This window comes from Pseudomonas sp. 43(2021) (assembly GCF_017490805.1).
Taxonomy (GTDB): Bacteria; Pseudomonadota; Gammaproteobacteria; order Pseudomonadales; family Pseudomonadaceae; genus Aquipseudomonas.
The window spans coordinates 240,405-264,756 of the sequence record NZ_JAFGYJ010000001.1 but is presented as its reverse complement, the minus strand read 5'-3'; the positions used below and the strand labels follow the sequence as shown (position 1 = coordinate 264,756).

The following is a 24,352-nucleotide window of genomic DNA, read 5'->3' as shown; positions in this document are numbered from 1 at the left end:
GGCAATTCACTTCCTGGATACGATCCGTAAGACCCGCAGAAACAGATTGATAATGTCCAGATACAGCGATGCAGCGCTGTCTATCGCATTATCCACGGTCCGCTCGATCTGGTTCGCACGCCCCCAATCGACCCCGATATAGCCACAGAATATCAGTGCAGTGATCCAATCCATTACCGCGAGATGGATACCGAATAACCAAACCTGCGCCAACTCAACGAAGATCACAGCTATCAAAGCTATACATAATGACGCCTTGATGCGCTTGAAGAAGCGGGGGAATGCAGCCCCCAGCAACATCATGGTAACGGTTAGCAAGACGGTCGCCTGCAAGGCATTCACAATGTTTTCATGTGAGTACTTTGGGAGGACGATGACAAGCAGCAACCCGACCGGAATCACGATCAGGTTGTAGCCGAGGAAACTGTACAACGGCTTTTCAGATTTGAAGATGATCGCGACACCCGCTAACGCGGTGATCAAGTAGCCAACCAGGAACAGCATCATGGGGATGGACCGAACAATATCGGGCGGCACCGTAATTACCAGATACCAGTTGACGAAGAAACCCCACAGCAGTACTGCGCCGAGGATCAGATTGTAGATGCTCGCCGATATTTTATGATTGCTTCCGAGTCGATTGAAGGTTTCGTTCTCCAGCATATCTATTATGCCCCCTGGATCCATTTCTACAAGTACCAAGCGCGATCGCGCGCTCAAGGCTGCTATTTCGCGATGGAGGTGCCTTATGCGGTGTTGTTAATCGTGACTTCAGGATTATCAGTGTATTTACTGGCTGAGAGCATGACGGAGGCCGAGCCCGTACGCATGACTTCCCAAGCAAAACCGCCCGAATGAAAATCTTTTTATTACCGGAAACCATGGAACTGTTCGAAAGCAGCGACTCAATGTAGCCCACGTAGCGAATGGAAACATAGACCCATATGCAAATGACCAAAAGGATCGCCCCATCAGAGGAATGCCTAACCACCTTGTATCAAAGCCGATCACTGTGTCACCCCATACAACAATTCACCTGACATTTCCCCTACACCACCTCCCATGGCATCGCCAGCAGCACCACCAAGAGCACCTCCGATCACAAGCTGGCTTTTTATCCCCTTATCAAACGCTCAACTTAACCCAGCACCAATTAAGCTCTTAACAGCAACCACTAACAAGATAAAGCGACAGCAGGTTGACATAGGCACTACGCTACCGACCCAACCAATCAACCACACAGAACCTGCCAAACTTAGCTTCGACAAAGTCCGACCCAAAAATAAAACATTATAAGAACACCAAACACTAACACATGAACCAGCCAAAGACCCACCAACGTACGTTTGACACCAACGGGGAACGCTAGCACTTCCGAAGCGCTCACCAAACCTCTACGCACATATAACGCAGCCATAGACAACATCAGTGCAACAGAACCAACGCGCATAACTTTGCCAAACAAGCCAGCACTGGAATACATTTTTTTATTCCCCAACACAAAGGAGCTTTCAGAAAAAAAAGATTCAATGTATTCAGCATACCGCCAGCCGATATAAAGCCAAGCAAGCATAGTAGAAATTACGATTGTGAACAAAAATAGCCAAATCGCTGCCTCTTGATTATCCGTCATCGTGTATTCTCATACAAAATCGTCCCAACCCTCTCCCCTGCCATGCTTCCAATCTCTCCGCCCACTACTCCTCCCGCCGCACCACCTACAACGACGCATGCCAATGCCCCGGTCCCACCGGTTGGAATACCGAGAACAACAGCACATACTGTAGTCCCTATAAATGCACCAACGGTACCACCGTACCCACTTACCACCACACTACCCACCAAGGCGCTTCCCTCAACATATTTCACCCTACGACAATCATCCTCACGCCCAATTACACAAGCCCTATGTATTTCCAAACCTGCTGATGCAACATCCAGCGCGGTTCCTATGTACGCACCTCGCTTTATCAGGTTTGCAGCTCGCGCGACACCGGTTACTTTTTCCGCATACCTCGAAATTTCCCCTGTCCGAAGGTAGCTCTTAGTGGAAATTTCTAACATTCTCTTTATAGAGCTCTGATTTTTAAGCCCTGCGCCATGGGCAGTCACTTTATCGAGTTGCTCCTCCAGCTTCGTGAATAGTGCTGTGCGCATGGCATAAAACTGGTCGCGCGCATTCAACGTCCCACTTCCCATATATGTGCGATGTAGTTGCTCAATCTCTTCTAGCGTCCCTTTGATGAAACTCAAACTCCTGCTCCAGGCATCGCTAGCCGCGCCAACCCCCATAGAGGCATGAGCTAACACACTCTTAAGCATCTCGAAATTATCCAAAAAAAATCCGTCAACACCTCCGCCGTTGATTTCGATGTCATGGTGTATTCCAACCGCCTTACCCATGAGAAAAGCTTCATGACTAGTGCAGGAGGGGGTGCTTGGATCACCCACGATCACGAGTTCGCCAGGGAAAACGACGCTATTGGCAATATGCGCATTCAACACATCAAACTTGGCCCGCTGATTGGCCGACATCGGCGTGCCGGCCTTCAGCGACTCATACGATTGCGCTTGGGGATTGATAAAGCTACGTGCCTCGGACATGGTCGCACCTCACGCATATTTCTTGTTGCTGATGCGATCCCAGCCGCCGGTCACGTTACCGCCCGCGCTTCCATCGAGGCGCTTCTGCCGTGTGTAAGTGGTCTTGATACGGCCATAGTTCAGTTGCACCACCTCCATCGGCACGCCAGCACTGGCGCTCTGGGTGTAGTCGGCGATGATCACTTCTTCGAGGACGACTTCGTAGTACTTGAGCTTGTCGCCGCCCGCTCGGCACAGCACCAACTTCACTTCTTTCAGGTGCTGGCCGGCACAGCTGGCTTCCAGCAGCTTGCAGCTGGCGCTGTCCAGGTGTTTGGTGAAAGAGAAGTTGGTGAGGGTGGTGCGGCCTGATGATGCGCCGCCCGCAGAACTGGCGGTGGCAGAGGTGCTCTGGTTGGCACCAAACTTATAGCCAGCGATCTCGATCCAGTTAGTGAACTGCTCGTCCAGCGCTTCACCAGCGATTCCGGTGATTTGAATATAAGCATCGAAAGCCATGCTTACCTCTCCCTGGTAATGTTTGGACTGATAACGACAACGCTCTGACATTGTCATCTTGCGGCTGTGCCTGAAAAACTCACGGCGGTTTAGCGCTATCGCCTCGAGGCGCGGTTGACACTAGCTCCCGGTGCCAAGCCACGCAATAGCACGCACCAACCAAAGCAAACTTTGGGAAATTACCTACAACATCAGGTAAAAATTCTGATTTATCAGGTAAGAATCTGCTGCTTATCGACGCTCGAAACGATGGCCCTGCAAGTTGCTCAGCATCCGCCGCACGATCAGGCCATGAACCCATCCAACCGGCACCATGTACAAACGCCCAAAGGTGTTGAAGCACTTCACCGAGGTGGTCACGTCCAACTGCGGGAAGCCGCACTCCCCTGTCGACACATCCATGCAGACCATGACGGCCAGGTGCGTATCGCGCGAGGTCAGCACCAGTTGCTGGTCGCAGATGGCCTCGACAGTGAAGAAGTCCAGCCCCTCGCCGACGGCTGGTACATGCTCTGGATCGCGGCGAGTGAAGCCGTGGATATCGTCGACATTGAAACGACGTGAGATGAAGTCGCGAATGTGAAAAGCCAAGGCCAGCCAGCCGGGGACGTCCGAGGTCATGGCGCAGTAGGCTTGCAGGGCGGTCAGCGGTACCGTCAGCTGCACGCTGTCAGTGTGGAGAAAATCCAGGCATGCCTTGGCGGCGACCAGTTGGGCGGACATGAGCAACTCCCTTTGTCATGTGTCGCCGACAGCTTAGCAACATGACTCGCTGTAGGAACGGCCTTTCGCGACACAAGGCCGCTCCTACAGGGACCGCATCAGGCTCTGAACTGGCCCAGGCTGGCACGCAGCTGTGCAGCCAGGTCATCCAGCACCTTGCTGCTGGCGGTGGTCTGCATCACCACCTCGGCCGAGCGTTCGGCCTGGGCGTGTATGGTTTCCACCCGTCCACGCACGGCCTGCGCCCCGCTCGCCTGCTGCTCGGCCGCCCGGGTGGCCAGGCCGATGGCTGCGTGTACTTGCTCCACTGCCGCCTGCACCGACTGCTGGCGGCGCTCGTTGTCACGCAACACCAGAAGCCCCTCGCTGGCCTTCAGCCCTGCCTGACTGATGGTGGCCACGGCCTCCTTGGCGCCCTTCTGCAACGCGGCAATATGCGCCTGGATATCACCCGTGGAGCTTTGCGTCTTGCTCGCCAGCGCCCGCACCTCATCGGCCACCACGGCAAACCCGCGCCCGGTTTCGCCAGCACGGGCGGCTTCGATGGCCGCGTTCAAGGCCAGCAGGTTGGTCTGTTCGGCGATGCCGTGGATAACCGTCAGCACCACTTCGATCTGCTCGCTCTGCTTGGCCAGGCGCTCGATCACCTGGGAGCCGGCCTCCACCTGCCCGGCCAGGTTCTCGATCAGACCGGCTAGCTGGGTCGAGGTGCGGCTGTTCTCGTCAGTTGCCTGGCGGATATCCACCACCTGCTGCAGGGCTGCCTGCATCGCGTGGCTTTCAGCCTGGGCCTCGTCGGCCATGCTCGACAGGTCGCGCAGGCTGGCCGCCACTTCATCGCGTTGCAGCGCAGCGGCAGCATCGGCGCCGGCATTGCGCTGGGCCATCGCGCCAATCTCCACGCCGGTGCGCTGCGCCACCTCGCCCGCCTCGCGCACGATCGGCTGCAACTTGTCGACAAAACGGTTCACCGCCGAAGCCATGTCACCAATTTCGTCGCGGCTGTCGAGAGGCACACGCTTGGTCAGGTCGCCTTCGCCAGCCGCCAGGTCATCGAGGGCGGCAATCAGCAGGCGCAGCTTGCTCAGCACCCGGCGGCCAAGCACCACAGCCACCACCACCAGCACACCCAGGCCGACCAGCATCAGGCCCAGGCCGATGCGCCAGCGCAGTTCGGCGGCAGCATCACGCACGGTCTGTGCGGTATTGGCCTGCATCGCGGCAGCACTGCCCTGCGCCTTCTCCAGGCGCTCGCGCAGGGTCTTGCCGCTGTCGGCTGCAGCACCGACCAGGCTGTCGCCGACCAATTGCTCGCCGCTGGCGATCAGGGCAGCAAAGCGCTGGTCGAGGGCCTTGAGCTCCTGATCGATGCCGGCAGTGGAAACGCCCATCACCACCTTACCGATTTCTGCACCATTGGGGTTGATCGAGGCCTCGACGAAGTACACCGCCGGGTCGCGCCGGGCCGCGTCGATCACCTTGTCCAGCGCACGCTCGCCCTGGCCCTTGTCCATCAATGCCTGGTTGATCGGGTTTTGCCGGTTCAGGTAGCGGGTCAGGTGCTGGCCCTGGGCATCGTCGTAAATCACGAACAGCACGTTGGGGTTGCGCTGGGCACGCCGGGCGAAGTCGGAGAGCACCGGCACGTCGTTGTCCCAGATCGCCCGTGGGGCGACCGAGGCCAGCAGCTCGGCCATGTCGTTGGCGGAGTCCTTGAGGTTCTTTTCCAGCGTGCTGCGCAGTTGCTGCTGCTCACTTTGCAGGCGCGCCGACAAGCCTGCGCTCAGGCGCTGGCGGGTACTGCTGGAGAGGCCGTCGAGACCAGAGCGCACATCTTGCCCGGCTTGCTCCAGTTCACTGGCGAGTTGGCGGCTGTCATTGCCCAGGCGTTCACCCAGGTCGGCCTCCAGGGCGGTGACCGTGCTTCGGGTAAGCGCAACGGCAACCAGCACCTGCACCAAAAGAGCGATACCAAGGGCAACAAACACAGGCCGCAAAAGGCGGCTTCGTAACAGTGAGAGAATGGCAGACACGGTGTAACCCTCGTGTTTTCTGGCGCCACTATTTTGATGGCATCTTCAGAAACTTCTTACAGCAAGGGTTGTGCCGGGGGCAGCAGGGATAAGTGCCAAGGTTTAGCAATGGGTTTTCCGGTACTGGCCCTATCGCCGGGACAGGCATACCCCACAAATGAAAACGCCGCAGCCCCTTTCAGGGCCACGGCGTCAGATCAGCCTGGAAGGCAGATCAGGCGAACGGATGACGCAGCACGATGGTCTCGTTGCGGTCCGGGCCGGTGGAGATGATATCGATCGGTGCGCCGATCAGCGCTTCGATGCGCTTGATGTAGGCGCGAGCGTTGGCCGGCAGCTCTTCCAGGGTTTTCACGCCCAGGGTCGATTCGCTCCAGCCTGGCATCTCTTCGTACACCGGCTCCAGGCCGATGTAGCTGTCGGCATCGGAAGGCGCGTCGATGACGGCACCGTTCTCGTTCTTGTAGCCAACGCAGATGTTGATGGTTTCCAGGCCGTCCAGTACGTCCAGCTTGGTCAGGCAGATGCCCGAGATGCTGTTGACGTCGATGGCGCGGCGCAGGATCACGGCATCGAACCAGCCGCAACGGCGCGCACGGCCGGTGGTGGAACCGAACTCATGGCCACGCTTGGCCAGGGTCGCGCCAGTCTCGTCGAACAGTTCAGTCGGGAACGGACCGGAACCTACGCGAGTGGTGTAGGCCTTGGTGATACCCAGGATGTAGTCCAGGTACATCGGGCCAACGCCGGAACCGGTGGAGATACCGCCAGCAGTGGTGTTGGAGCTGGTGACGTACGGGTAGGTACCGTGGTCGATGTCCAGCAGCGAGCCCTGGGCACCTTCGAACATGATGTCCTTGCCGGCACGACGCAGGTTGTGCAGCTCGGCGGTGACGTCGAGCATCATCGGCTTGAGCTGTTCGGCGTAGGCCATGCATTCGTCCAGGGTCTGCTGGAAGTCGATGGCCGGCTCTTTGTAGTAATTCACCAGCTGGAAGTTGTGGTAGTCCAGCAGCTCACCCAGCTTGGCGGCGAAACGCTCGCGGTGGAACAGGTCGCCCACGCGCAGGCCGCGGCGTGCGACCTTGTCTTCGTAGGCTGGGCCGATACCACGGCCGGTGGTGCCGATCTTGGCTTCGCCACGGGCTTTTTCGCGGGCCTGGTCCAGGGCAACGTGGTACGACAGGATCAGCGGCGCGGCCGGGCTGATGCGCAGGCGCTCGCGCACCGGTACGCCCTTCTCTTCCAGCTTGGTGATTTCACGCATCAGGGCATCCGGGGCAACGACCACGCCGTTGCCGATCAGGCACTGTACGCCTTCACGCAGGATACCGGACGGAATCAGGTGCAGAACGGTCTTCTCACCGTTGATCACCAGGGTGTGACCCGCGTTGTGGCCACCTTGGTAGCGCACTACGGCGGCAGCATGTTCGGTCAGCAGATCGACGATCTTGCCTTTGCCCTCATCACCCCACTGGGTGCCCAGGACGACGACATTCTTACCCATTACATTGGTCCTCATTCACGCAAACTTGGTTGCCGGCCTGTTGCCGGCGCAGAAACTCACTGGGCCAGCGGCAGAACCTGCCAGCGCCCGTCTTGCTGAATCAATTGCCGATCACAATCCGCCTCGAGAGCAGCACTCAACGGCTGGCCAGGCAGGGCCTGGACCACACGCTGGCCCTCGCTGCGCAACTGGCAGACTTGCTGCCAGAGGGCCGCGTCGCCACTGTCCGGCATCCAGATGCCGCCAGTTGGCAATACGACCTCCGCTCGCCCCAGTGTGACCAGGGTCTTCAAATCCGTGGAGAAACCGGTGGCCGGGCGGGCCCGGCCGAAATCGGCGCCGATGTCGTCATAGCGCCCGCCCTGGGCGATCGATTGACCCTCGCCCGGCACGAACACGGCGAACACCACGCCCGTGTGGTAGTGGTAACCGCGCAGCTCGCCGAGGTCGAAGTACAGCGGCAGGTCCGGGAAGCGCGCCGCCAGACGATCGGCGATCGCCAGCAGGTCGTCCAGCGCCGCCAGCACGCTGGCCGGGGCACGCCCCAGGCGCACGCGGGCTTCGGCCAGCACTTCGCGGCCACCGCACAGTTCGACCAGCGCGCGCAGCATGTTGCCCAGGTCCTTCGGCAGGTCGGCGGTCAGCACCTGCACTTCATCCACGGCCTTGCGCTGCAGGGCGTCGAACAGCTGCTGCTCGACCGCACCGGACAGGCCGGCAGCACGGGCCAGGCCGCGGTAGATGCCGACATGGCCGAGGTCCATGTGCACATCCGGCACATCGGTCAGTTGCAGCGTGGCGAGCATCAGGCTGATGACTTCGACATCGCTGGTGGGGCTGGCGTCGCCGTACAGCTCGGCGCCCAGCTGGATCGGGCTGCGCGAGGTGGACAGGGCTCGCGGCTGGGCGTGCAGCACGCTGCCGGCATAGCACAGGCGGCTAGGGCCTTCACGGCGCAGGGTGTGGGCGTCGATGCGCGCCACCTGCGGGGTGAAGTCGGCGCGGAAGCCCATCAGGCGGCCGGACTGCGGGTCCACTACCTTGAAGGTGCGCTGGTCCAGGTCCTGGCCGGCGCCGGTAAGCAGCGACTCCAGGTACTCGATATGCGGGGTGACGACCAGTTCGTAGCCCCAACTCTGGAACAGGTCCAACACCTGGCGGCGCGCGATCTCGATGCGCGCAGCCTCAGGTGGCAGTACTTCCTCGATGCCATCTGGCAGCAGCCAGCGGTCTACCGTTGCCATTACGCCATTTCCCCTCTGGTCCGGGCGGCTTGCCAAGCAGGCGAGCCGTCAGTAAAGCCGGTATCGCGCACAGCAGCGGGCAGCACTGATCCCAGCGCAGCCACCGTACCCGACACCCTCGAATTGCCTTGCGACCTGACCAAACCGTCAACTGGCGGTTTGCCAATCAACCTTGCAGACGCAAAAAAGCCGGGAAATTTCCCGGCTGCCTCATCATACACCCCTTTTCATTCAGGATGCACCCCGCCTGGTGTTTTAGCTGCCAGGCGGGGCGCCGCTGCATGAGAATCAGGGCCTGAGCATCACGGCCTGCTCTTGTCCAGGAAGCGGAAGAACTCGTTCTTCGGGTCCAGGACCAGCACGTCGCTCTTGCTCGAGAAGCTCTCGCGGTACGCCTGCAGGCTACGGTAGAACGCGTAGAAATCAGGGTCCTGAGTGTAGGCCTTGGCGTAGATGGCGGCCGCCTGGGCGTCGCCGTCACCGCGGGTTTCCTCTGCTTCGCGATAGGCCTCAGCCAGCAATACGCGGCGCTGACGGTCGGCATCGGCACGGATACCTTCAGCCAGCTCGTTACCCTTGGCGCGGTGCTCGCGGGCTTCACGCTCACGCTCGGTGCTCATGCGGTCGAACACGCTGCGGTTGACTTCCTTCGGCAGGTCGATGGCCTTGACGCGCACATCGACCACCTCGATACCCAGCTCCTTGGCAGCCATGCGGTTCAGCGAAGCAGTGATGTCAGCCATCAGCGCGTCACGTTCACCGGAAACCACTTCGTGCAGGGTACGTTTACCGAACTGGTCACGCAGGCCGCTTTCCAGACGACGCGACAGACGCTCGTCGGCAATCTGCTTCATGCCGGACGTGGCGGTGTAGAAGCGTTCGGCGTCCTTGACGCGCCACTTGGCGTAAGCGTCGACCATCACCGCTTTCTTCTCCAGGGTCAGGAACCGCTGGGTCGGGGCGTCGAGGGTCATCAGGCGGGCGTCGAACTTGCGCACCTGGTTCACGTACGGAATCTTCACGTGCATGCCCGGCTGTACATCCGCCTGGACTACCTTACCGAAGCGCAGCAATACCGCACGCTCGGTCTGGGACACGATGTAGAAGCTGTTCCAGGCCACGATGGCCAGGACCACGGCGGCGATCAGGGCGATCAGCGATCTGTTGCTCATCAGCGGCTCTCCCTAGTGCGCAGCGGCTGCTGTTGCTGTTGCAGGTCCTGCGCCGCACGGGCGGCCGCATCGTTGACCGATGGCGACACGCCAGTGGTCGGCGCGGACGGGTTGCGGCTGCCTTCGACCATCTTGTCCAGCGGCAGGTAGAGCAGGTTGTTCTGCCCGTCCTTGGTTGCCACCATGACCTTGCTCGAATTGCTGTAGACCTCTTGCATGGTTTCCAGGTACAGGCGCTGACGGGTCACGTCAGGTGCCTTGCGGTACTCGGCGACCAGCTTGGTGAAGCGGTCGGCTTCACCCTTGGCACGGGCGATGACTTCGTCGCGGTAACCGTTGGCGTCCTCGATGATGCGCTGGGCCTGACCACGGGCTTCCGGCACCACGCCATTGGCGTAGGACTCGGCCTGGTTGCGGGCACGCTGCTCATCTTCGCGGGCACGGATCACGTCGTCGAAGGCTTCCTGCACTTCACGCGGGGCTGCCGCGCTCTGGACGTTGACCTGGGTAACAGTGATACCGGTACGGTAGGTGTCGAGGAAGCGCTGCAGGCGTTCGCGGATATCCACGGCCATCTGCTCGCGGCCTTCGGTCAGCACCTGGTCCATCGAGGTGGAACCCACCACGTGGCGCAGGGCACTCTCGGTCGCGTGCTGCAGGCTGACCTCAGGCTGGTCGACGTTGAGCACGAAGTCCTGCAGGTTGCTGATCTTGTACTGGACGGTCAGCGGCACCTCGACGATGTTCTCGTCTTCGGTCAGCATCTGGCCCTGCTTGGTGTAGGCACGCTCGCGCGTGACGTTCTCCATGTACTTGCGATCGATCGGCGGGAAGTAGATGTTCAGGCCGGGGCCGACCGTTTCATAGTACTTGCCGAAGCGCAGCACCACGGCCTGCTCCTGCTCGTCGACCACGTACACGGCGCTGTACAGCCAGATCGCAGCCAGTACCGCCAGGCCGATGCCCAGCAGGCCCAGGCCACCGCCCTTGCCGACATTGCGGTCACCGCCGCCACGTTTCTTGCCACTGCCGAACATGCCGTTCAGGCTGTCCTGCAATTTGCGGAAGGCCTCGTCCAGGTCCGGTGGACCTTTCTTGTCACCACCGCCGCCACCGCCATTCCGGCGGCCGCCCCAGGGATCCTGATTGTTCGAGTTGCCACCCGGCTCGTTCCAAGCCATAGCGCTCTCCATCTGATAAAGCAAAGACGCGCCCACGGCGCGCCGTCCAATGCTACAGAATGCCTGTCATTGCTGCCCGGCGACCTCGACGAGCATTTATTGCAAAGTGTGTTGCTCGACAAACACTTGCGGCTCCATGCCTTCGCGGCTGACCAGGCGATTCAGTTCGACCATGGGCAGTCGCACGCTCAGCAGGCTGCGCCCTTCTTCATCATGCTCTTCACTCTGCACGGCACCCAGGGCAAAGAATTGCGCGCGCAAGCGGGCAAAACGCTGCTCCAGACACAAGGTACCGACAAACAGATCATCCCCCAGCAACTCGGCAATCGCCTGGCCGACCAGCTCCAGGCCACGCCCATCGCGTGCCGATACCCAGACCCGTTCCGGTTTGCCATCGGCATTGCGCTGGATCTGCGGCTCGACATCTTCGAGCAGGTCGAGTTTGTTATACACCTCGAGGATCGGCAACCCTTCGGCACCAATCTCGCCCAACACCGCCAGCACCTGCTCGATCTGCTCCATGCGCTCCGGCTCATGGGCGTCGATCACATGCAGCAGCAAGTCGGAGTTGCTCGACTCTTCGAGCGTAGCCCGAAATGCCTCGACCAGCTTGTGCGGCAGGTGGCGAATGAAGCCCACGGTGTCGGCCAGCACGATCGGCCCCAGGTCGTTCAGCTCGAGCCGGCGCAGGGTCGGGTCGAGGGTGGCGAACAGCTGGTCCGCGGCATACACCTCGGATTCGGTCAGGGCGTTGAACAGCGTGGACTTGCCGGCGTTGGTATAACCCACCAGCGACACCGACGGGATATCCGCGCGCTTGCGCCCGCGGCGCGCCTGCTCGCGCTGGCTGCGCACCTTCTCCAGGCGTGACTTGATCTGGCGAATGCGCACCCGCAACAGGCGGCGGTCGGTTTCCAGCTGGGTTTCACCCGGGCCGCGCAGGCCGATACCCCCCTTCTGACGCTCAAGGTGGGTCCAGCCGCGCACCAGCCGCGTGCTCATGTGCTCGAGCTGGGCCAGTTCGACCTGCAGCTTGCCTTCATGGGTACGCGCCCTTTGGGCAAAGATATCGAGGATCAGCCCGGTACGGTCGAGCACACGACACTCGAACACACGTTCAAGGTTGCGCTCCTGACTGGGCGTGAGGGTGTGATTGAAAATCACCAGGTCTACCTGTTCGGCATGGACCAGGTCGTGCAACTCTTCGACCTTGCCACTGCCAATCAGGTATTTGGCGGAAGGCTGATGCCTTGCCACCGTGACCAGCGAGACGATGTCGGCACCGGCCGACAATGCAAGCTCCTGGAACTCCTGCGGGTCTTCGCGCGCCTCAGGGTTCTGACCTTCCAAGTGAACGAGCAACGCCCGCTCACCACCACCGTGGCGCTCAAAGAACAATGCAGGCTCCTATCAGGCGTTGCCTGGCTCGCTGTCGCCGTGTTCGGAATCGGACGGGCTTGGCAGGCGAACCGGACGGGCAGGAACCACAGTCGAGATGGCGTGCTTGTAGACCATCTGGCTGACGGTGTTCTTCAGCAGTACCACGAACTGGTCGAAGGACTCGATCGAACCCTGCAGTTTGATGCCGTTGACCAGGTAGATGGATACCGGGACCTTTTCTTTTCTCAAGGTGTTCAAGTAAGGGTCTTGTAGCGAATGCCCTTTTGACATATGCCGCACTCCTGTAAGGATAAATAATAGAAAATCAAGAAAATCGATAAATTAGGCCGCCCCTTCGCAAGAATAGACGGCAATCAGCAGGGACTCAGCCCAATATGGAGATGGCCCCAAGGTATTTCAAGGTGCGGGACAGATTGTCGCAGGCCAGGCTGTCAAGCCAGTGTACTTCAGGCCAGCCACGCAACCATGTGAACTGCCGCTTGGCCAACTGCCTGGTAGCAATGATACCGCGCTCACGCATCTCATTCTCGGTCAGCTTGCCGTCGAGGTAGTCCCAGACCTGCCGATACCCCACTGCCCGTATAGACGGCAGCCCGGCGTGCAAGTCACTTCTGGCTCGCAGCGATCGGACCTCGTCGACGAAGCCCTGTTCCAGCATCTGTGAAAATCGTAACGCAATTCGATGATGCAAAATGTGACGATCTGTAGGAGCAATCGCCAAACTCGCGACAGTATAGGGCAAATGCCCGCCAGCGCCTGCGTCTGCGCCGCGACTTTCCGCGAATTGACGTTGGCGATGTGCTGTCATGCTCTCGCCACTCACCCGGTACACCTCCAGAGCCCGGATCAACCGCTGCGGGTCGTTGGGGTGGATACGCGCCGCCGACTCGGGGTCGACCTCGGCCAACTGGCGGTGCAACTCGGCCAGGCCCAGGGCTTCGGCCTGTGCCTCCAGCTCGGCACGCACCGCGGCATCGGCCGCCGGCATGTCGGCAAGGCCATCGATCAACGCCTTGTAATAGAGCATGGTGCCGCCCACCAGCAGCGGGATCTTGCCGCGCGCGGTGATTTCGGCCATGGCCTCCAGGGCATCGGTACGGAACTGCGCAGCCGAATAGCTTTCGGCGGGGTCGCGAATATCGATCAACCGGTGCGGGTGAGCGGCGAGGATTTCTTTCGACGGCTTGGCCGAGCCGATATCCATGCCGCGGTAAACCAGCGCCGAATCGACGCTGATCAGCTCGCACGGCAGTACTTTGGTCAGCTCGATGGCCAGGTCGGTCTTGCCGGCCGCTGTCGGGCCCATCAGGAATATTGCAGGGGGCTTGCCACTCATTTCATCGACCGCGCAGGAAGAGTTTGTCCAGGTCGTCCAGGCCCATCTGGGTCCAGGTGGGGCGACCATGGTTGCACTGGCCGCTGCGCTCGGTGTTTTCCATGTCACGCAGCAGGGCATTCATCTCGGGGATCGCCAGGCGCCGGTTGGCGCGCACGGCACCGTGACAGGCCATGGTACCGAGCAGCTCGTTGAGGTGCGCCTGGATACGGTCGCTGGTGCCGTATTCCATCAGGTCTGCGAGTACATCCTGCACCAGCCGGTTGGCCTCGGCCTGCTTGAGCAAAGCCGGGATCTGGCGGATGGCCAGGGTCTCGGGGCCCAGGCGCTGCAGTTCGAAGCCCAGCCGCTGGAACCACTGCGCGTGCTCTTCGGCGCAGTCTGCTTCACGCTGGCTCAAGGCCAGGGTCTCCGGCACCAGCAGCGGCTGCCCGCTCAGGCCTTCGCTGGCCATGGCCACCTTCAGGCGCTCGTACATGATGCGCTCGTGAGCGGCGTGCATATCTACCAGCACCAGGCCGATGGCGTTCTCGGCCAGGATGTAGATGCCCTTGAGCTGCGCCAGCGCGTAGCCCAGCGGGGGAATGTCACCCTGGCTTTCGGGCAACGCCGTCGTCGGCGCCGCGCCTTCATCCAGCGGCTTGTAAAACTCGCGATACACCGCCTGTGCCTCGGCGGCCGGCAGCGGCTGCGAGGGGCGTGGGGTGTACTGGTATTGGTAACCCGCGCCACTGCCGCCATTGGAAAACGACTGCTGCGGGGCACGCGGCTGTTCAAGCACCGGCGAGGCCAGGCGCATTTCGCCCTGGGGGCCGAACTCGCCGGCCTGCTGGCCCGTGGGGCGGACCATCTCGGGCACGGCGACAGGCGCAGCCAACTGGTCTTCCGGGCGCACATCGGCCAAGGCGCGATGCAGGGTGCCATACAGGAAGTCGTGCACCGAGCGCCCCTCGCGGAAACGCACTTCGTGCTTGGTCGGGTGCACGTTGACGTCGACGCCGTTGGGCTCCAGCTCCAGGAACAGCACGAAGGTCGGGTGGCGGCCATTGAACAGCACATCGCGGTAGGCCTGGCGCACGGCATGGGCGACCAGCTTGTCGCGCACCGCACGGCCGTTGACGAAGAAGTACTGCAGGTCTGCCTGGCTGCGCGAGAAGGTTGGCAGGCCGACCCAGCCCCACAGGCGCAGGCCGTTGCGTTCCACGTCGATCGGCAGCGCCTGCTCCATGAAGCCCGGGCCACAGATGGCGCCCACTCGCCGCGCACGGGCAGTTTCATCGTGGGCCTCGTGCAGGCTGAGGATGCTCTTGCCGTTGTGACGCAGGTGGAAGCCGACATCGAAGCGCGCCAGCGCCAGGCGCCGGATGACTTCCTGCAGGTGATCGAATTCGGTCTTCTCGGCCTTGAGGAACTTGCGCCGGGCCGGGGTGTTGAAGAACAGGTCGCGCACTTCCACCGAAGTCCCCACCGGGTGTGCCGCCGGCTGCACCCGCGGGGTCATGTCGCGGCCTTCGGTTTCCACCTGCCAGGCCTCGGTAGCGCTGGCGGTACGCGAAGTCAGGGTCAGGCGCGCCACCGAGCTGATCGAGGCCAGGGCCTCACCCCGGAAGCCCAGGCTCAATACCCCTTCGAGGTCTTCCAGCTCGCGGATCTTGCTGGTGGCGTGACGGGCCAGGGCCAGCGGCAGGTCGTCGGCGGAAATGCCGCTGCCATCGTCCCGCACCCGCAACAGCTTGACGCCGCCCTGCTCCACCTCCACGTCGATACGCCGGGCGCCGGAGTCCAGGCTGTTCTCCAGCAACTCCTTGGCGACAGAGGCCGGCCGCTCGACAACCTCGCCGGCGGCAATCTGGTTGGCCAGCCGCGGGCTGAGCAGCTGGATGCGCGAGCCACCACTCATTGCGAGGCCAATGTGGTGGCAGGGATATCGAGGCGCTGGCCAACCTTGAGCTCATCGGTCTTGAGGCCGTTGGTGCTACGCAGGCTGGCCGCGCTGACCTGATAGCGCACGGCGAGCATCGCCAGGGTTTCGCCAGGGCGCACCGTGTGCTCACGCGGCCCGGCGGCGATCTTGCCGGTGTCGCGCAACCAGGCGATATAGGTGCCAGGCGGCGGGTTCTGCTGGAAGTACTGGCGCACACCGGTGTGGATCGAGCGAGCCAGGGCCTGCTGATGGCTGGCGGTGGCCAGCTTGGCGGCTTCGTTGTTGTTCGAGATGAACCCAGTTTCAACGAGGATCGACGGGATATCCGGCGACTTCAGTACCATGAAGCCGGCCTGTTCCACCCGCTGCTTGTGCAGCGAGGTAATGCGGCCCATGTTGCCCAGCACCTTCTGCCCGACATTGAGGCTGGAGCTGAGCGTGGCGGTCATCGACAGGTCGAGCAGCACGCCGGCCAGCATGCGGTCCTTGTCGTCGAGGCTGACGTTACCGGCACCACCGATCAGGTCGGAACGGTTTTCCGTGTCGGCCAGCCAGCGCGCGGTCTCGGAGGTGGCGCCACGGTCGGACAGGGCGAACACCGAGGCACCAAAGGCGGCGCGGGATGGCGCGGCGTCGGCATGGATCGAGATGAACAGGTCGGCCCCCTTCTTGCGGGCGATTTCCGTGCGCTTGCGCAGCGGGATGAAGTAGTCGCCGGTACGGGTCAGCTCGGCCCGGAAGCCTTTCTCGCTGTTGATCTGGCGCTGCAGTTCCTTGGCGATCTGCAGCACGATGTCTTTTTCATGCTGGCCACGCGAGCCGGACGCACCCGGGTCTTCGCCGCCGTGGCCGGCGTCGATGGCAACCACGATGTCACGCTTGCCGCTGGGTACCGGCGGCAGCTTGATGGCGGGCTGGGCCGGGGTCACCGGCACTGCCGGGGTGGTAGCAGGCGTGGTTGCAGGCGTTGGTACCGGTGCCGGAGGCGGCGCGCTGGCCGCGACGGCGTCGGCTTCCTGGTCGTACAGGTCGACCACCAGGCGGTTGCCGTACTGGGCATTGGGCGCCAGGGTGAAGCTTTTGGGGGTGACCGACTTCTTCAGGTCGACCACCACGCGCAGGTCGGTCGGGGTGCGCTGGGCCGAACGCACGCTGCTGATCGGCGTATTGGAGGTAGCCACGTTCAGCGGCGCGGCCAAGGTCGCGCCATTGATGTCGATAACCAGGCGATCAGGTGCGCTCAGAGTGAAGACGCTGTGCTGCACAGGGCCAGACAGGTCGAAGACCAGCCGCGTGTTGTCGGGCGCGCGCCACAGGCGCATGCTCTTGACTTGAGTGACGGCCAGAGCGTCAACGGTCACCGTTGTCAGCAGCAGCCCAACGATGGCGACCAGTGCGCGTATGCGCATACCTACCCCACTTACTGTTTATAGTGTTCGGCCAGTGCAACGCACCAGGCCTCGCCGCGAGCCCCCTGCGGCGAAAGGATCAGCGAGCGTCCGCCCGCTTGGGGGCTTATGGTAATGGTCAGGTCGGGCTTTGGCAAAACGCCCGCACCCTTTTGTGGCCACTCGAACAGGCACAGCGGGTCGCCCTCGAAATAGTCACGAATGCCCATGAACTCCAGCTCTTCCGGATCGACCAGGCGATACAGGTCGAAATGGAACGCCCGCACCTCACCGATTTCGTAAGGCTCGACCACCGTGAAGGTCGGGCTTTTCACTGCACCAGTATGGCCCAGGCCACGAATCAGGCCACGCGACAGCGTGGTTTTGCCCGCACCCAGGTCACCCTCCAGAAAAATCACGCCGTGACCGCCGGTCACCTCGGCCAGGTGTGCGCCGAATTTGACCGTGGCCGCTTCATCGGCCAGAAACAGGTTTAAGCCAGACACGCAGAATGCTCCTCCAACAACTCACGAATGACCGGCGCCAGATCGCTGGCAGCCAGGCCTCTACCTTTAACGCCCAGACGCTCGCCGGCACAGGCGTGCAGCCATACCCCCAGCCCCGCGGCATGCCAGGCATCCAGGCCCTGGGCCAGCAGCGCCGCCAACACACCGGTCAGCACATCGCCCAGGCCGGCGCCGGCCATGGCCGGGTGGCCGCGTTCGCACAGCAGCAGTTGCCCGGCCGGGTCGGCGACCAGAGTGCCGGCCCCCTTGAGCACGCAGACGCTGTTGTAACGGCGCGCCAGTTTGCGAGCAGCCCCCGGGCGGTCCGCCTGCACAGCCTCGGTGGAAATGCCCAGCAGCCGCGCCGCCTCCCCCGGGTGCGGGGTAAGGATGCTGCCACTGGGCAGGGCCAGCGGGGTACGCGCCAGCAAGTTCAGGGCATCGGCGTCCCACACCTGCGGGCGCTCGGCATTGGCCACCGCCGAAAGCAGGCTGCGACCCCAGGCTGCCTGGCCCAGACCGGGACCGACCACCAGCACCGAAGCGCGCTCCAGCACGCCCATCAGCTGGTTGGCCGAACTGGCGCCCAGGCACATGACCTCGGGCAGGCGCGCCAGGCTGGCGGCCACGTGCTCGGGCCGGGTCGCCACGCTGACCAGTCCGGCACCACAGCGCAAGGCGGCTTCGGCACTGAGCAGCACGGCGCCACCGGTACCGAGGTCGCCACCGACCACCAGCACATGGCCGAAGTCGCCTTTATGGGCATGCGCATGCCGTGCCGGCAGGTGCGCGACAGTCACGCTGCTGAGCAATTGTGGGGTATGGCTGGGGTGTTTGGTCTGCGGCATGGGGTCAAAGGCTCCAATGTCTGGCAGAATTATACGCACCTGAGCCCGTATTGCCTTGCCCATCCATGTCCGCCTGTACGCCTGACCTCGCCCAACTGGCCCAATCGATCAAGATCTGGGGCCAAGAACTCGGTTTTGCCCACGTCGGCATCGCCGGGGTCGACCTTGGCGAACACGAACACCACCTGCAGCGCTGGCTCGACGCCGGCTACCAGGGCGAGATGGAATACCTGGGCGCCCACGGCAGCAAGCGCGCACACCCAGAGCAACTGATCCCCGGCACGGTGCGCGTGGTATCGCTGCGCATGGACTACCTGCCCGGCGACACACAGATGGCGCAGCGCCTGGCACAGCCGGAAAAAGCCTACGTGTCGCGCTACGCCCTGGGCCGGGATTACCACAAGCTGGTGCGCAAGCGCGTGCAGTTCCTGGCCGATCGCATTCAGGAGGCTATCGGCCCGTTCGGTTACCGCGCCTTTGTCGACAGCGCTCCGGTGCTGGAAAAGGCCTTGGCCGAGCAGGCCGGGCTGGGCTGGATCGGCAAGAACACCCTGCTGCTCAACCGCAAGGCGGGCAGCTACTTCTTCCTCGCCGAGCTGTTCGTCGACCTGCCACTGCCGGTGGACGAAGCCACCACCAGCGAACATTGCGGGCGTTGCCAGGCCTGCCTGGACATCTGCCCGACCCAGGCCTTCGTCGGGCCCTATGTGCTGGATGCACGGCGCTGCATCTCGTACCTGACCATCGAACTGCGGGGGCCGATCCCCGTCGAGTTGCGTTCGAAGATGGGCAACCGGGTGTTCGGTTGCGATGACTGCCAGATCGTCTGCCCGTGGAACCGCTTTGCCAGGCACAGCCAGGAACAGGACTTCCAGCCACGGCACGGGCTGGAGAATGCCGAGTTGGCAGAGATGTTCCTGTGGGATGAACGGACCTTCCTGCGCAAGACCGAAGGCGGGCCGCTGCGCCGGGCCGGCTATGAGCGCTGGTTGCGCAACCTGGCGATAGGGTTGGGCAATGCGCCTTCGACGATCCCGGTGATCGAAGCGCTGAAGGCGCGACGCGAGGATGCATCGGAGCTGGTGCGCGAGCATGTGGAGTGGGCGCTGGCGCAGCACGGCATTTCGTAGCCCCCCTGTGGGAGATTGCCCAGCGCTTTAGGCTGCGCTGTTGCACAGACAACTGAATTCGCAAGCGATCCTCGTACCCTGTGGGAGCGGCTTTAGCCGCGAAGAATCCAACGCGGTGCATGGCACCGGCTACGCCGGTGTTCGCGGCTAAAGCCGCTCCCACAGGGTCCCTGCTAATTCAACGAGTAATGTGCAGCATGAGAGCGGTTTACCCGCGAAGAAGCCACCACGGTGGATGGCACGGGCTGCGCCCGTGTTCGCGGGTGAACCCGCTCCCACAGGGAACGCATGTCAAGGCTACTGCTGGTCGTTGTAGTGGAACTTGGGCATTTCCCAATGGAACCGAATCGCCAGCAACCGCAGCAGGAACCCGCCAAACAAGGTCAGCAGCATCGCCTGCTCTGCCGGCACCTTGAAGTACACGCAGCCCAGGTAGAACCACGCCGCAGCGAACGAGACACTGGCGTACAGCTCGCGGCGGAACACCAGGGGAATGTCGTTACAGAAGATATCCCGCAGGATCCCGCCAAATACCCCGGTGATCACCCCGCTGATCGACGCCACCAGCATGCCCTGCCCCATCTCCAGTGCAGTCATGCAGCCAATCAGGGTAAAGGCCACCAGCCCCAGGGCATCGAGCACCAGGAACAGCGAGCGCAGTCGGCGCATCATCGGTGCGATGAAAATGGTCAGCAGCGCCGCACAGCTGGTCAGCACCAGGTATTCCGGATGCTTCACCCAGGTCAGCGGGTAATGCCCGAGCAGCACGTCACGCACCGAGCCGCCACCCAGGGCGGTGACGCAGGCAATCAGCACCACGCCGAACCAGTCCATGCCGCGGCGGCCAGCAGACAACGCGCCGGTCATGGCTTCGGCGGTGATGGCGATAAGGTAGAGCATCAACAACATGGTGCGGGGTCCGTGCGGGCGAGCGAGAAAGGCGCGCAGTCTAACCAGTTGCCCATGGCACCAAAAGGGGGCGCAGATACAATATCTGCGCCCTTTCGGCTCACACCTTGATGAAGTGCTCGCGATAGTGGCGCAGTTCGGCAATCGATTCGCGGATGTCATCCAGTGCCAGGTGGGTGTTGCCCTTCTTGAAGCTGTCACGCACGTCAGGCGCCCAGCGTGCGGCCAGCTCCTTCAAGGTCGAGACATCCAGGTTGCGGTAGTGGAAGTAGTTTTCCAGGTTGCGCATGTGGCGGTAGAGGAAGCGGCGGTCCTGGCAGATGCTGTTGCCGCAGATCGGCGACTTGCCTTTCGGCACCCACTGCTCGAGAAACGCAATGGTCTGCGCCTCGGCTTCGGCCATGCCGACCTTGCTCTCGCGTACGCGCTGGGTCAGCCCCGAAGCGCCATGGGTGCGGGTGTTCCACTCGTCCATGCGCGCCAGCACTTCATCACTGTGGTGGATGGCGATCACCGGGCCTTCGGCCAAGGTATTCAGCTCGCTGTCGGTGACGATGGTGGCCATCTCGATGATGACGTCGCTGTCCGGATCCAGGCCGGTCATTTCCAGGTCGATCCAGATCAGATTCTGTGGGTTTTGCATGCGGGGGCTCCTCGTATAGGCCGTCATATTAGCGTAGTGGCCAAGGCACGCCCATTCACGGCACGAAGGTAAGCGAAATGGTCCGGCGCCTGGCGTGCTAAACTGCTTGCCGTTTTCAACCTGCCCCTCCACGCACGGAACCTTCATGGCCAAACGCCAGCTCAATCGCCGCCAGAACTGGCGCATCGAAAAAATCCAGAACGAGCGCGCCGCGCGTGCGGCCAAACGCGAACAGCACGTACTGCAGGAACTGGAGGGTGGCGACCTGGGGCCGGAGCAGTTGGGCCTGGTGATTGCGCACTTCGGCGTGCAGGTAGAAGTGGAAGCCCAGGACGGCGAAGTCGCCGGCCAGGTGTTCCGCTGCCACTTGCGCGCCAACCTGCCGGCGCTGGTTACCGGCGACCGCGTGGTATGGCGTGCGGGCAATCAGGGCATTGGCGTGATCGTCGCGCAGATGCCGCGCAGCACCGAGCTGTGCCGGCCGAACAACCACGGCCAGCTGAAGCCGGTGGCGGCCAACGTCGACCTGATCGTGATCGTCTTCGCCCCCGCGCCCGAACCGCACCCCAACCTGATCGACCGTTACCTGGTGGCGGCGGAACATGCCGGCATTCGCCCGCTGCTGCTGCTGAACAAGGCCGACCTGATCAACGACGAGAACGGCCCGGGCCTGCATGCGCTGCTAGAGGTGTACCGCGAGCTGGGCTACCCGCTGCTGGAGGTTTCAGCGCACCACGGTGACGGCATGCAACGCCTGCAGCAGATGCTTGACGGCCACATCAGCGTGTTCGTCGGCCAGTCGGGGGTGGGCAAGTCGTCGCTGGTCAACAGCCTGCTGCCGGACGCCGGCACCCGTGTCGGCGACCTGTCGGAATGGTCTGGCCAGGGTACCCATACCACCACCACCGCGCGGCTGTACCACTTCCCCAACGGTGGCGACCTGATCGACTCACCGGGCATCCGCGAGTTCGGCCTGGGTCACGTCAGCCGCAGTGATGTGGAGGATGGCTTCATCGAGTTCCGCGACCTGTTCGGCACGTGCCGCTTCCGCGACTGCAAGCATGATCGCGAACCGGGCTGTGCACTGCTCAAGGCGCTGGACGAGGGGCGTATCAAGCAGCAACGGATGAACAGCTACCGCTCGATCATTGCCAGTTTGCCCGAAGACGCCTACTGACCGCCTGCTCCACAGGCTCTGCACAAGGCTCGAGGGCTACGCCAATCCTGTGGGAGCGGGCGTGCCCGCGAAGCAGGCACCTCGGTGGTTGGCACGGGCTTCGCCCGTGTTCGCGGGCAAGCCCGCTCCCACAAGGGACCGCGCAGGACGAAAGAGGGTTTACTGGTCCTTGGCCTCATCCATCTTCAGCGTCCCCTCTTCGAAGATGTTCAGCTTCTGGCGCAGCTCGCGCGGCTGCATGGGTGCCTGCTCGGTCTCCCCTGGCGCAGCCGGTGCAGCAGCGCCCGGCGCTGCGGGCGTAGCAGCCGGTGCTTCCGGCGTCCCCTGCTCACCCTCGATGTTGCGCTGGGCCTTCTTGGTCAGCACGATGATGTCGATGCGGCGGTTGACCGGGTTGAACGGGTTCTTGCGGTCGAACAGCGACGACGACGCGTAACCCACCACCCGTGCCACCTGGCCATCCGGGTAGCCACCGGCCACCAGCGCACGGCGCGCGGCGTTGGCACGGTTGGCCGACAGTTCCCAGTTGCCGAACTCGCCACTGCCGGCATACGGCTTGGCGTCGGTGTGGCCACTGATGCTGATCTTGTTCGGCACCGCCTTGATGGTGTCTGCCATGGCCAGCAGGATGTCCTCGAAGTACGGCTGCAGGCGCGCGCTGCCAATGTCGAACATCGGCCGGTTCTCGGCGTCCATGATCTGGATGCGCAGGCCGTCCTGGGTGATCTCGAACAGGATCTGGTCCTTGAACTTCTGCAGTTGCGGGTTCTCTTCCACCTTGTTCTGCAGTTCCTGCAGCAGCAACTCCAGGCGCTCACGCTCGACCTGCTCGGCCATGGTCTCCACCTGGTCCTTGTCCAGCTGGATGCTGGTATCGGGCGTCGGCTCGGACTTGGCTTCGGGGTTGATGGTCTTTTCCGGCGCCAGCTGAGGCGAGCCGCCCAGGTCGATGACGTAGGGCGTGCCGCTTTCCGAGAAGCCGATCGGGTCCTTGAAATAGCCGGCAATGGCGATCTTCTGCTCCGGCGTGGCCGTGGACAACAGCCACAGCACCAGGAAGAACGCCATCATCGCCGTGGCGAAGTCGGCGAAGGCGATTTTCCAGGCGCCGCCGTGGTGGCCGCCGCCAAAGCGCTTGACGCGCTTGACGATGATGGGCTGATTGTTCTCCATGACTCAGCGACCGCGAACCGCTTGTTCCAGCTCGGCGAAGCTTGGGCGGTGCTTGGGGTACAGCACCTTGCGCCCGAACTCGACCGCCAGCGAAGGCGGCATGCCCGAGGCCGAGGCTACCAGCGAAGCCTTGATCGATTCGTAGAGGTTCAGCTCTTCCTTGGCATCGTGCTCCAGGCACTTGGCCAACGGGCCGAAGAAGCCGTAGGCCGCCAGAATACCGAAGAAGGTACCCACCAGCGCCGCACCCACATGGAGGCCGATGGAGGCCTGGTCACCATCACCGAGCGAGGCCATGGTCACCACGATACCCAGTACCGCCGCAACGATACCGAAGCCGGGCATGCCGTCGGCAATGCCGGTCACCGCATGGGAGGGGTGCTCCAGCTCTTCCTTCATGCTCAGCAGTTCCATGTCGAACAGGCCCTCGAGCTCGTGCGGGGCCATGTTGCCGGTGGACATGATGCGCAGGTAGTCGCAGACGAACGCGGTCATGCGCTCATCGGCGAGCACCGTCGGGTACTTGGCGAAGATCGGACTGGCGGCGGCGTCTTCGATGTCGGCCTCGATGGCCATCATGCCTTCACGACGGCTCTTGTTGAGGATCTCGTACACCAGGCCCAGCACTTCCAGGTAGAAGGCGTGAGTAAAGCGCGAGCCGAACATCTTCATCGACTTCTTGATGACGTGCATGGTCATGTGGCCAGGGTTGGCCTGCAGGAATGCACCAAAGGCCGCACCGCCGATGATCAGTACTTCGAACGGCTGGATCAGCGCTGCGATCTTGCCGTGGGAGAGCACGTATCCGCCGAGCACGCTCGCGAATACGACGATGATGCCGATAATTTTAGCCATAGGTTCAAAGCACTTGCTGTCGTGGTCAGGGGAAGAGGCGGGAGCTTTAAAACTCTTCTTCTACTTATCGGCAGAACTGCGCCAGACTATAGCCACTCAA

Annotated in this window: 23 protein-coding genes; 2 read left to right on the top strand and 21 right to left on the bottom strand. The window is 62.3% G+C overall.

What is annotated here, in order from left to right; translation table 11 throughout:
- Positions 1–6: 6 nt before the first annotated feature.
- The 17 genes from J5M71_RS01125 to J5M71_RS01045 all read right to left on the bottom strand — a co-directional run bounded on the left by J5M71_RS01125 (position 7) and on the right by J5M71_RS01045 (position 18,365).
- Positions 7–663 carry a Bax inhibitor-1 family protein gene (locus J5M71_RS01125; protein ID WP_207828700.1) on the bottom strand — a complete coding sequence of 219 codons (657 nt, stop codon included), beginning with the start codon at positions 661–663 and terminating at the stop codon, positions 7–9.
- Positions 664–1,255: 592 nt separating this feature from the next.
- Positions 1,256–1,633, bottom strand: a complete 378-nt coding sequence (locus J5M71_RS01120; RefSeq protein WP_207828699.1) for a hypothetical protein — start codon at positions 1,631–1,633, stop codon at positions 1,256–1,258.
- Positions 1,630–2,604, bottom strand: a complete 975-nt coding sequence (locus J5M71_RS01115) for a hypothetical protein (protein ID WP_207828697.1) — start codon at positions 2,602–2,604, stop codon at positions 1,630–1,632. Before J5M71_RS01115 ends, J5M71_RS01120 begins: the two co-directional genes overlap by 4 nt.
- 9 nt (positions 2,605–2,613) lie before the next feature.
- Positions 2,614–3,102 (bottom strand): type VI secretion system tube protein Hcp, encoded by a 489-nt coding sequence (locus J5M71_RS01110; protein ID WP_207828688.1) that lies wholly within the window; start codon positions 3,100–3,102, stop codon positions 2,614–2,616.
- Between the two features lie 231 nt (positions 3,103–3,333).
- Positions 3,334–3,825, bottom strand: a complete 492-nt coding sequence (locus J5M71_RS01105) for a DUF2867 domain-containing protein (RefSeq protein WP_207828686.1) — start codon at positions 3,823–3,825, stop codon at positions 3,334–3,336.
- 98 nt (positions 3,826–3,923) lie between these two features.
- The gene (locus J5M71_RS01100; RefSeq protein WP_207828684.1) at positions 3,924–5,858 is read right to left on the bottom strand and encodes a methyl-accepting chemotaxis protein; all 1,935 of its coding nucleotides are present in this window, start codon (positions 5,856–5,858) and stop codon (positions 3,924–3,926) included.
- A gap of 214 nt (positions 5,859–6,072) precedes the next feature.
- Positions 6,073–7,365, bottom strand: a complete 1,293-nt coding sequence (locus tag J5M71_RS01095) for an adenylosuccinate synthase (RefSeq protein ID WP_063911922.1) — start codon at positions 7,363–7,365, stop codon at positions 6,073–6,075.
- Between the two features lie 56 nt (positions 7,366–7,421).
- A complete protein-coding gene (locus tag J5M71_RS01090) occupies positions 7,422–8,609 on the bottom strand; it encodes an ATP phosphoribosyltransferase regulatory subunit (protein WP_207828681.1) in 1,188 nt (395 codons plus the stop codon).
- A gap of 302 nt (positions 8,610–8,911) precedes the next feature.
- The gene (hflC, locus tag J5M71_RS01085) at positions 8,912–9,781 is read right to left on the bottom strand and encodes a protease modulator HflC (protein ID WP_063911924.1); all 870 of its coding nucleotides are present in this window, start codon (positions 9,779–9,781) and stop codon (positions 8,912–8,914) included.
- Positions 9,781–10,962, bottom strand: a complete 1,182-nt coding sequence (gene hflK / locus J5M71_RS01080; RefSeq protein ID WP_063911925.1) for an FtsH protease activity modulator HflK — start codon at positions 10,960–10,962, stop codon at positions 9,781–9,783. The genes hflC and hflK overlap by 1 nt, the downstream gene beginning before the upstream one ends.
- A 96-nt stretch (positions 10,963–11,058) precedes the next feature.
- Complete coding sequence (hflX, locus tag J5M71_RS01075; protein ID WP_015272005.1) at positions 11,059–12,360, bottom strand: ribosome rescue GTPase HflX; 1,302 nt, start codon at positions 12,358–12,360, stop codon at positions 11,059–11,061.
- 12 nt (positions 12,361–12,372) lie between these two features.
- Positions 12,373–12,633, bottom strand: a complete 261-nt coding sequence (gene hfq / locus J5M71_RS01070; protein WP_003258160.1) for an RNA chaperone Hfq — start codon at positions 12,631–12,633, stop codon at positions 12,373–12,375.
- A gap of 94 nt (positions 12,634–12,727) precedes the next feature.
- On the bottom strand, positions 12,728–13,699 hold the full coding sequence (miaA, locus tag J5M71_RS01065) for a tRNA (adenosine(37)-N6)-dimethylallyltransferase MiaA (protein WP_063911926.1): 972 nt from the start codon (positions 13,697–13,699) through the stop codon (positions 12,728–12,730).
- Between the two features lies 1 nt (position 13,700).
- On the bottom strand, positions 13,701–15,599 hold the full coding sequence (mutL, locus tag J5M71_RS01060) for a DNA mismatch repair endonuclease MutL (RefSeq protein WP_207828679.1): 1,899 nt from the start codon (positions 15,597–15,599) through the stop codon (positions 13,701–13,703).
- Positions 15,596–17,032 carry an N-acetylmuramoyl-L-alanine amidase gene (locus tag J5M71_RS01055; RefSeq protein WP_063911928.1) on the bottom strand — a complete coding sequence of 479 codons (1,437 nt, stop codon included), beginning with the start codon at positions 17,030–17,032 and terminating at the stop codon, positions 15,596–15,598. The genes mutL and J5M71_RS01055 overlap by 4 nt, the downstream gene beginning before the upstream one ends.
- An 11-nt stretch (positions 17,033–17,043) precedes the next feature.
- Entirely contained in the window at positions 17,044–17,517 is a 474-nt protein-coding gene (tsaE, locus tag J5M71_RS01050) for a tRNA (adenosine(37)-N6)-threonylcarbamoyltransferase complex ATPase subunit type 1 TsaE (protein ID WP_063911929.1), read from the bottom strand.
- Positions 17,505–18,365 (bottom strand): NAD(P)H-hydrate dehydratase, encoded by an 861-nt coding sequence (locus tag J5M71_RS01045; RefSeq protein ID WP_207828677.1) that lies wholly within the window; start codon positions 18,363–18,365, stop codon positions 17,505–17,507. Before J5M71_RS01045 ends, tsaE begins: the two co-directional genes overlap by 13 nt.
- A gap of 65 nt (positions 18,366–18,430) precedes the next feature.
- Here J5M71_RS01045 and queG point away from each other — a divergent pair, with 65 nt between their 5' ends.
- Positions 18,431–19,495: a tRNA epoxyqueuosine(34) reductase QueG gene (gene queG, locus J5M71_RS01040; protein WP_207828675.1), complete on the top strand. Its 1,065-nt coding sequence runs from the start codon at positions 18,431–18,433 to the stop codon at positions 19,493–19,495.
- 297 nt (positions 19,496–19,792) lie between these two features.
- On the opposite strand, the gene J5M71_RS01035 is transcribed toward queG, so the two are convergent.
- Positions 19,793–20,404 carry a trimeric intracellular cation channel family protein gene (locus J5M71_RS01035; protein ID WP_063911932.1) on the bottom strand — a complete coding sequence of 204 codons (612 nt, stop codon included), beginning with the start codon at positions 20,402–20,404 and terminating at the stop codon, positions 19,793–19,795.
- A 100-nt stretch (positions 20,405–20,504) separates the two neighbouring features.
- Positions 20,505–21,047 (bottom strand): oligoribonuclease, encoded by a 543-nt coding sequence (gene orn / locus J5M71_RS01030; protein ID WP_003258152.1) that lies wholly within the window; start codon positions 21,045–21,047, stop codon positions 20,505–20,507.
- Positions 21,048–21,192: 145 nt separating this feature from the next.
- Here orn and rsgA point away from each other — a divergent pair, with 145 nt between their 5' ends.
- Positions 21,193–22,224, top strand: coding sequence for a small ribosomal subunit biogenesis GTPase RsgA (gene rsgA, locus J5M71_RS01025; RefSeq protein WP_063911933.1), 1,032 nt, complete (start codon positions 21,193–21,195; stop codon positions 22,222–22,224).
- A gap of 159 nt (positions 22,225–22,383) precedes the next feature.
- Here rsgA and motB read toward each other — a convergent pair whose 3' ends face one another.
- A complete protein-coding gene (gene motB, locus J5M71_RS01020) occupies positions 22,384–23,397 on the bottom strand; it encodes a flagellar motor protein MotB (RefSeq protein WP_207828673.1) in 1,014 nt (337 codons plus the stop codon).
- Between the two features lie 3 nt (positions 23,398–23,400).
- Complete coding sequence (gene motA / locus J5M71_RS01015; protein ID WP_015272014.1) at positions 23,401–24,252, bottom strand: flagellar motor stator protein MotA; 852 nt, start codon at positions 24,250–24,252, stop codon at positions 23,401–23,403.
- Positions 24,253–24,352 lie beyond the last annotated feature (100 nt).

Excerpts from the sequence above, each read along its gene's own strand:
- J5M71_RS01125 (WP_207828700.1), bottom strand. The coding sequence starts at position 663 with ATGCTGGAGAACGAAACCTTCAATCGACTCGGAAGCAATCATAAAATA.
- J5M71_RS01120 (WP_207828699.1), bottom strand. The coding sequence starts at position 1,633 with ATGACGGATAATCAAGAGGCAGCGATTTGGCTATTTTTGTTCACAATC.
- J5M71_RS01115 (WP_207828697.1), bottom strand. The coding sequence starts at position 2,604 with ATGTCCGAGGCACGTAGCTTTATCAATCCCCAAGCGCAATCGTATGAG.
- J5M71_RS01110 (WP_207828688.1), bottom strand. The coding sequence starts at position 3,102 with ATGGCTTTCGATGCTTATATTCAAATCACCGGAATCGCTGGTGAAGCG.
- J5M71_RS01105 (WP_207828686.1), bottom strand. The coding sequence starts at position 3,825 with ATGTCCGCCCAACTGGTCGCCGCCAAGGCATGCCTGGATTTTCTCCAC.
- J5M71_RS01095 (WP_063911922.1), bottom strand. The coding sequence starts at position 7,365 with ATGGGTAAGAATGTCGTCGTCCTGGGCACCCAGTGGGGTGATGAGGGC.
- J5M71_RS01090 (WP_207828681.1), bottom strand. The coding sequence starts at position 8,609 with ATGGCAACGGTAGACCGCTGGCTGCTGCCAGATGGCATCGAGGAAGTA.
- hflC (WP_063911924.1), bottom strand. The coding sequence starts at position 9,781 with ATGAGCAACAGATCGCTGATCGCCCTGATCGCCGCCGTGGTCCTGGCC.
- hflK (WP_063911925.1), bottom strand. The coding sequence starts at position 10,962 with ATGGCTTGGAACGAGCCGGGTGGCAACTCGAACAATCAGGATCCCTGG.
- hfq (WP_003258160.1), bottom strand. The coding sequence starts at position 12,633 with ATGTCAAAAGGGCATTCGCTACAAGACCCTTACTTGAACACCTTGAGA.
- miaA (WP_063911926.1), bottom strand. The coding sequence starts at position 13,699 with ATGAGTGGCAAGCCCCCTGCAATATTCCTGATGGGCCCGACAGCGGCC.
- mutL (WP_207828679.1), bottom strand. The coding sequence starts at position 15,599 with ATGAGTGGTGGCTCGCGCATCCAGCTGCTCAGCCCGCGGCTGGCCAAC.
- J5M71_RS01055 (WP_063911928.1), bottom strand. The coding sequence starts at position 17,032 with ATGCGCATACGCGCACTGGTCGCCATCGTTGGGCTGCTGCTGACAACG.
- J5M71_RS01045 (WP_207828677.1), bottom strand. The coding sequence starts at position 18,365 with ATGCCGCAGACCAAACACCCCAGCCATACCCCACAATTGCTCAGCAGC.
- queG (WP_207828675.1), top strand. The coding sequence starts at position 18,431 with ATGTCCGCCTGTACGCCTGACCTCGCCCAACTGGCCCAATCGATCAAG.
- J5M71_RS01035 (WP_063911932.1), bottom strand. The coding sequence starts at position 20,404 with ATGTTGTTGATGCTCTACCTTATCGCCATCACCGCCGAAGCCATGACC.
- orn (WP_003258152.1), bottom strand. The coding sequence starts at position 21,047 with ATGCAAAACCCACAGAATCTGATCTGGATCGACCTGGAAATGACCGGC.
- rsgA (WP_063911933.1), top strand. The coding sequence starts at position 21,193 with ATGGCCAAACGCCAGCTCAATCGCCGCCAGAACTGGCGCATCGAAAAA.
- motB (WP_207828673.1), bottom strand. The coding sequence starts at position 23,397 with ATGGAGAACAATCAGCCCATCATCGTCAAGCGCGTCAAGCGCTTTGGC.
- motA (WP_015272014.1), bottom strand. The coding sequence starts at position 24,252 with ATGGCTAAAATTATCGGCATCATCGTCGTATTCGCGAGCGTGCTCGGC.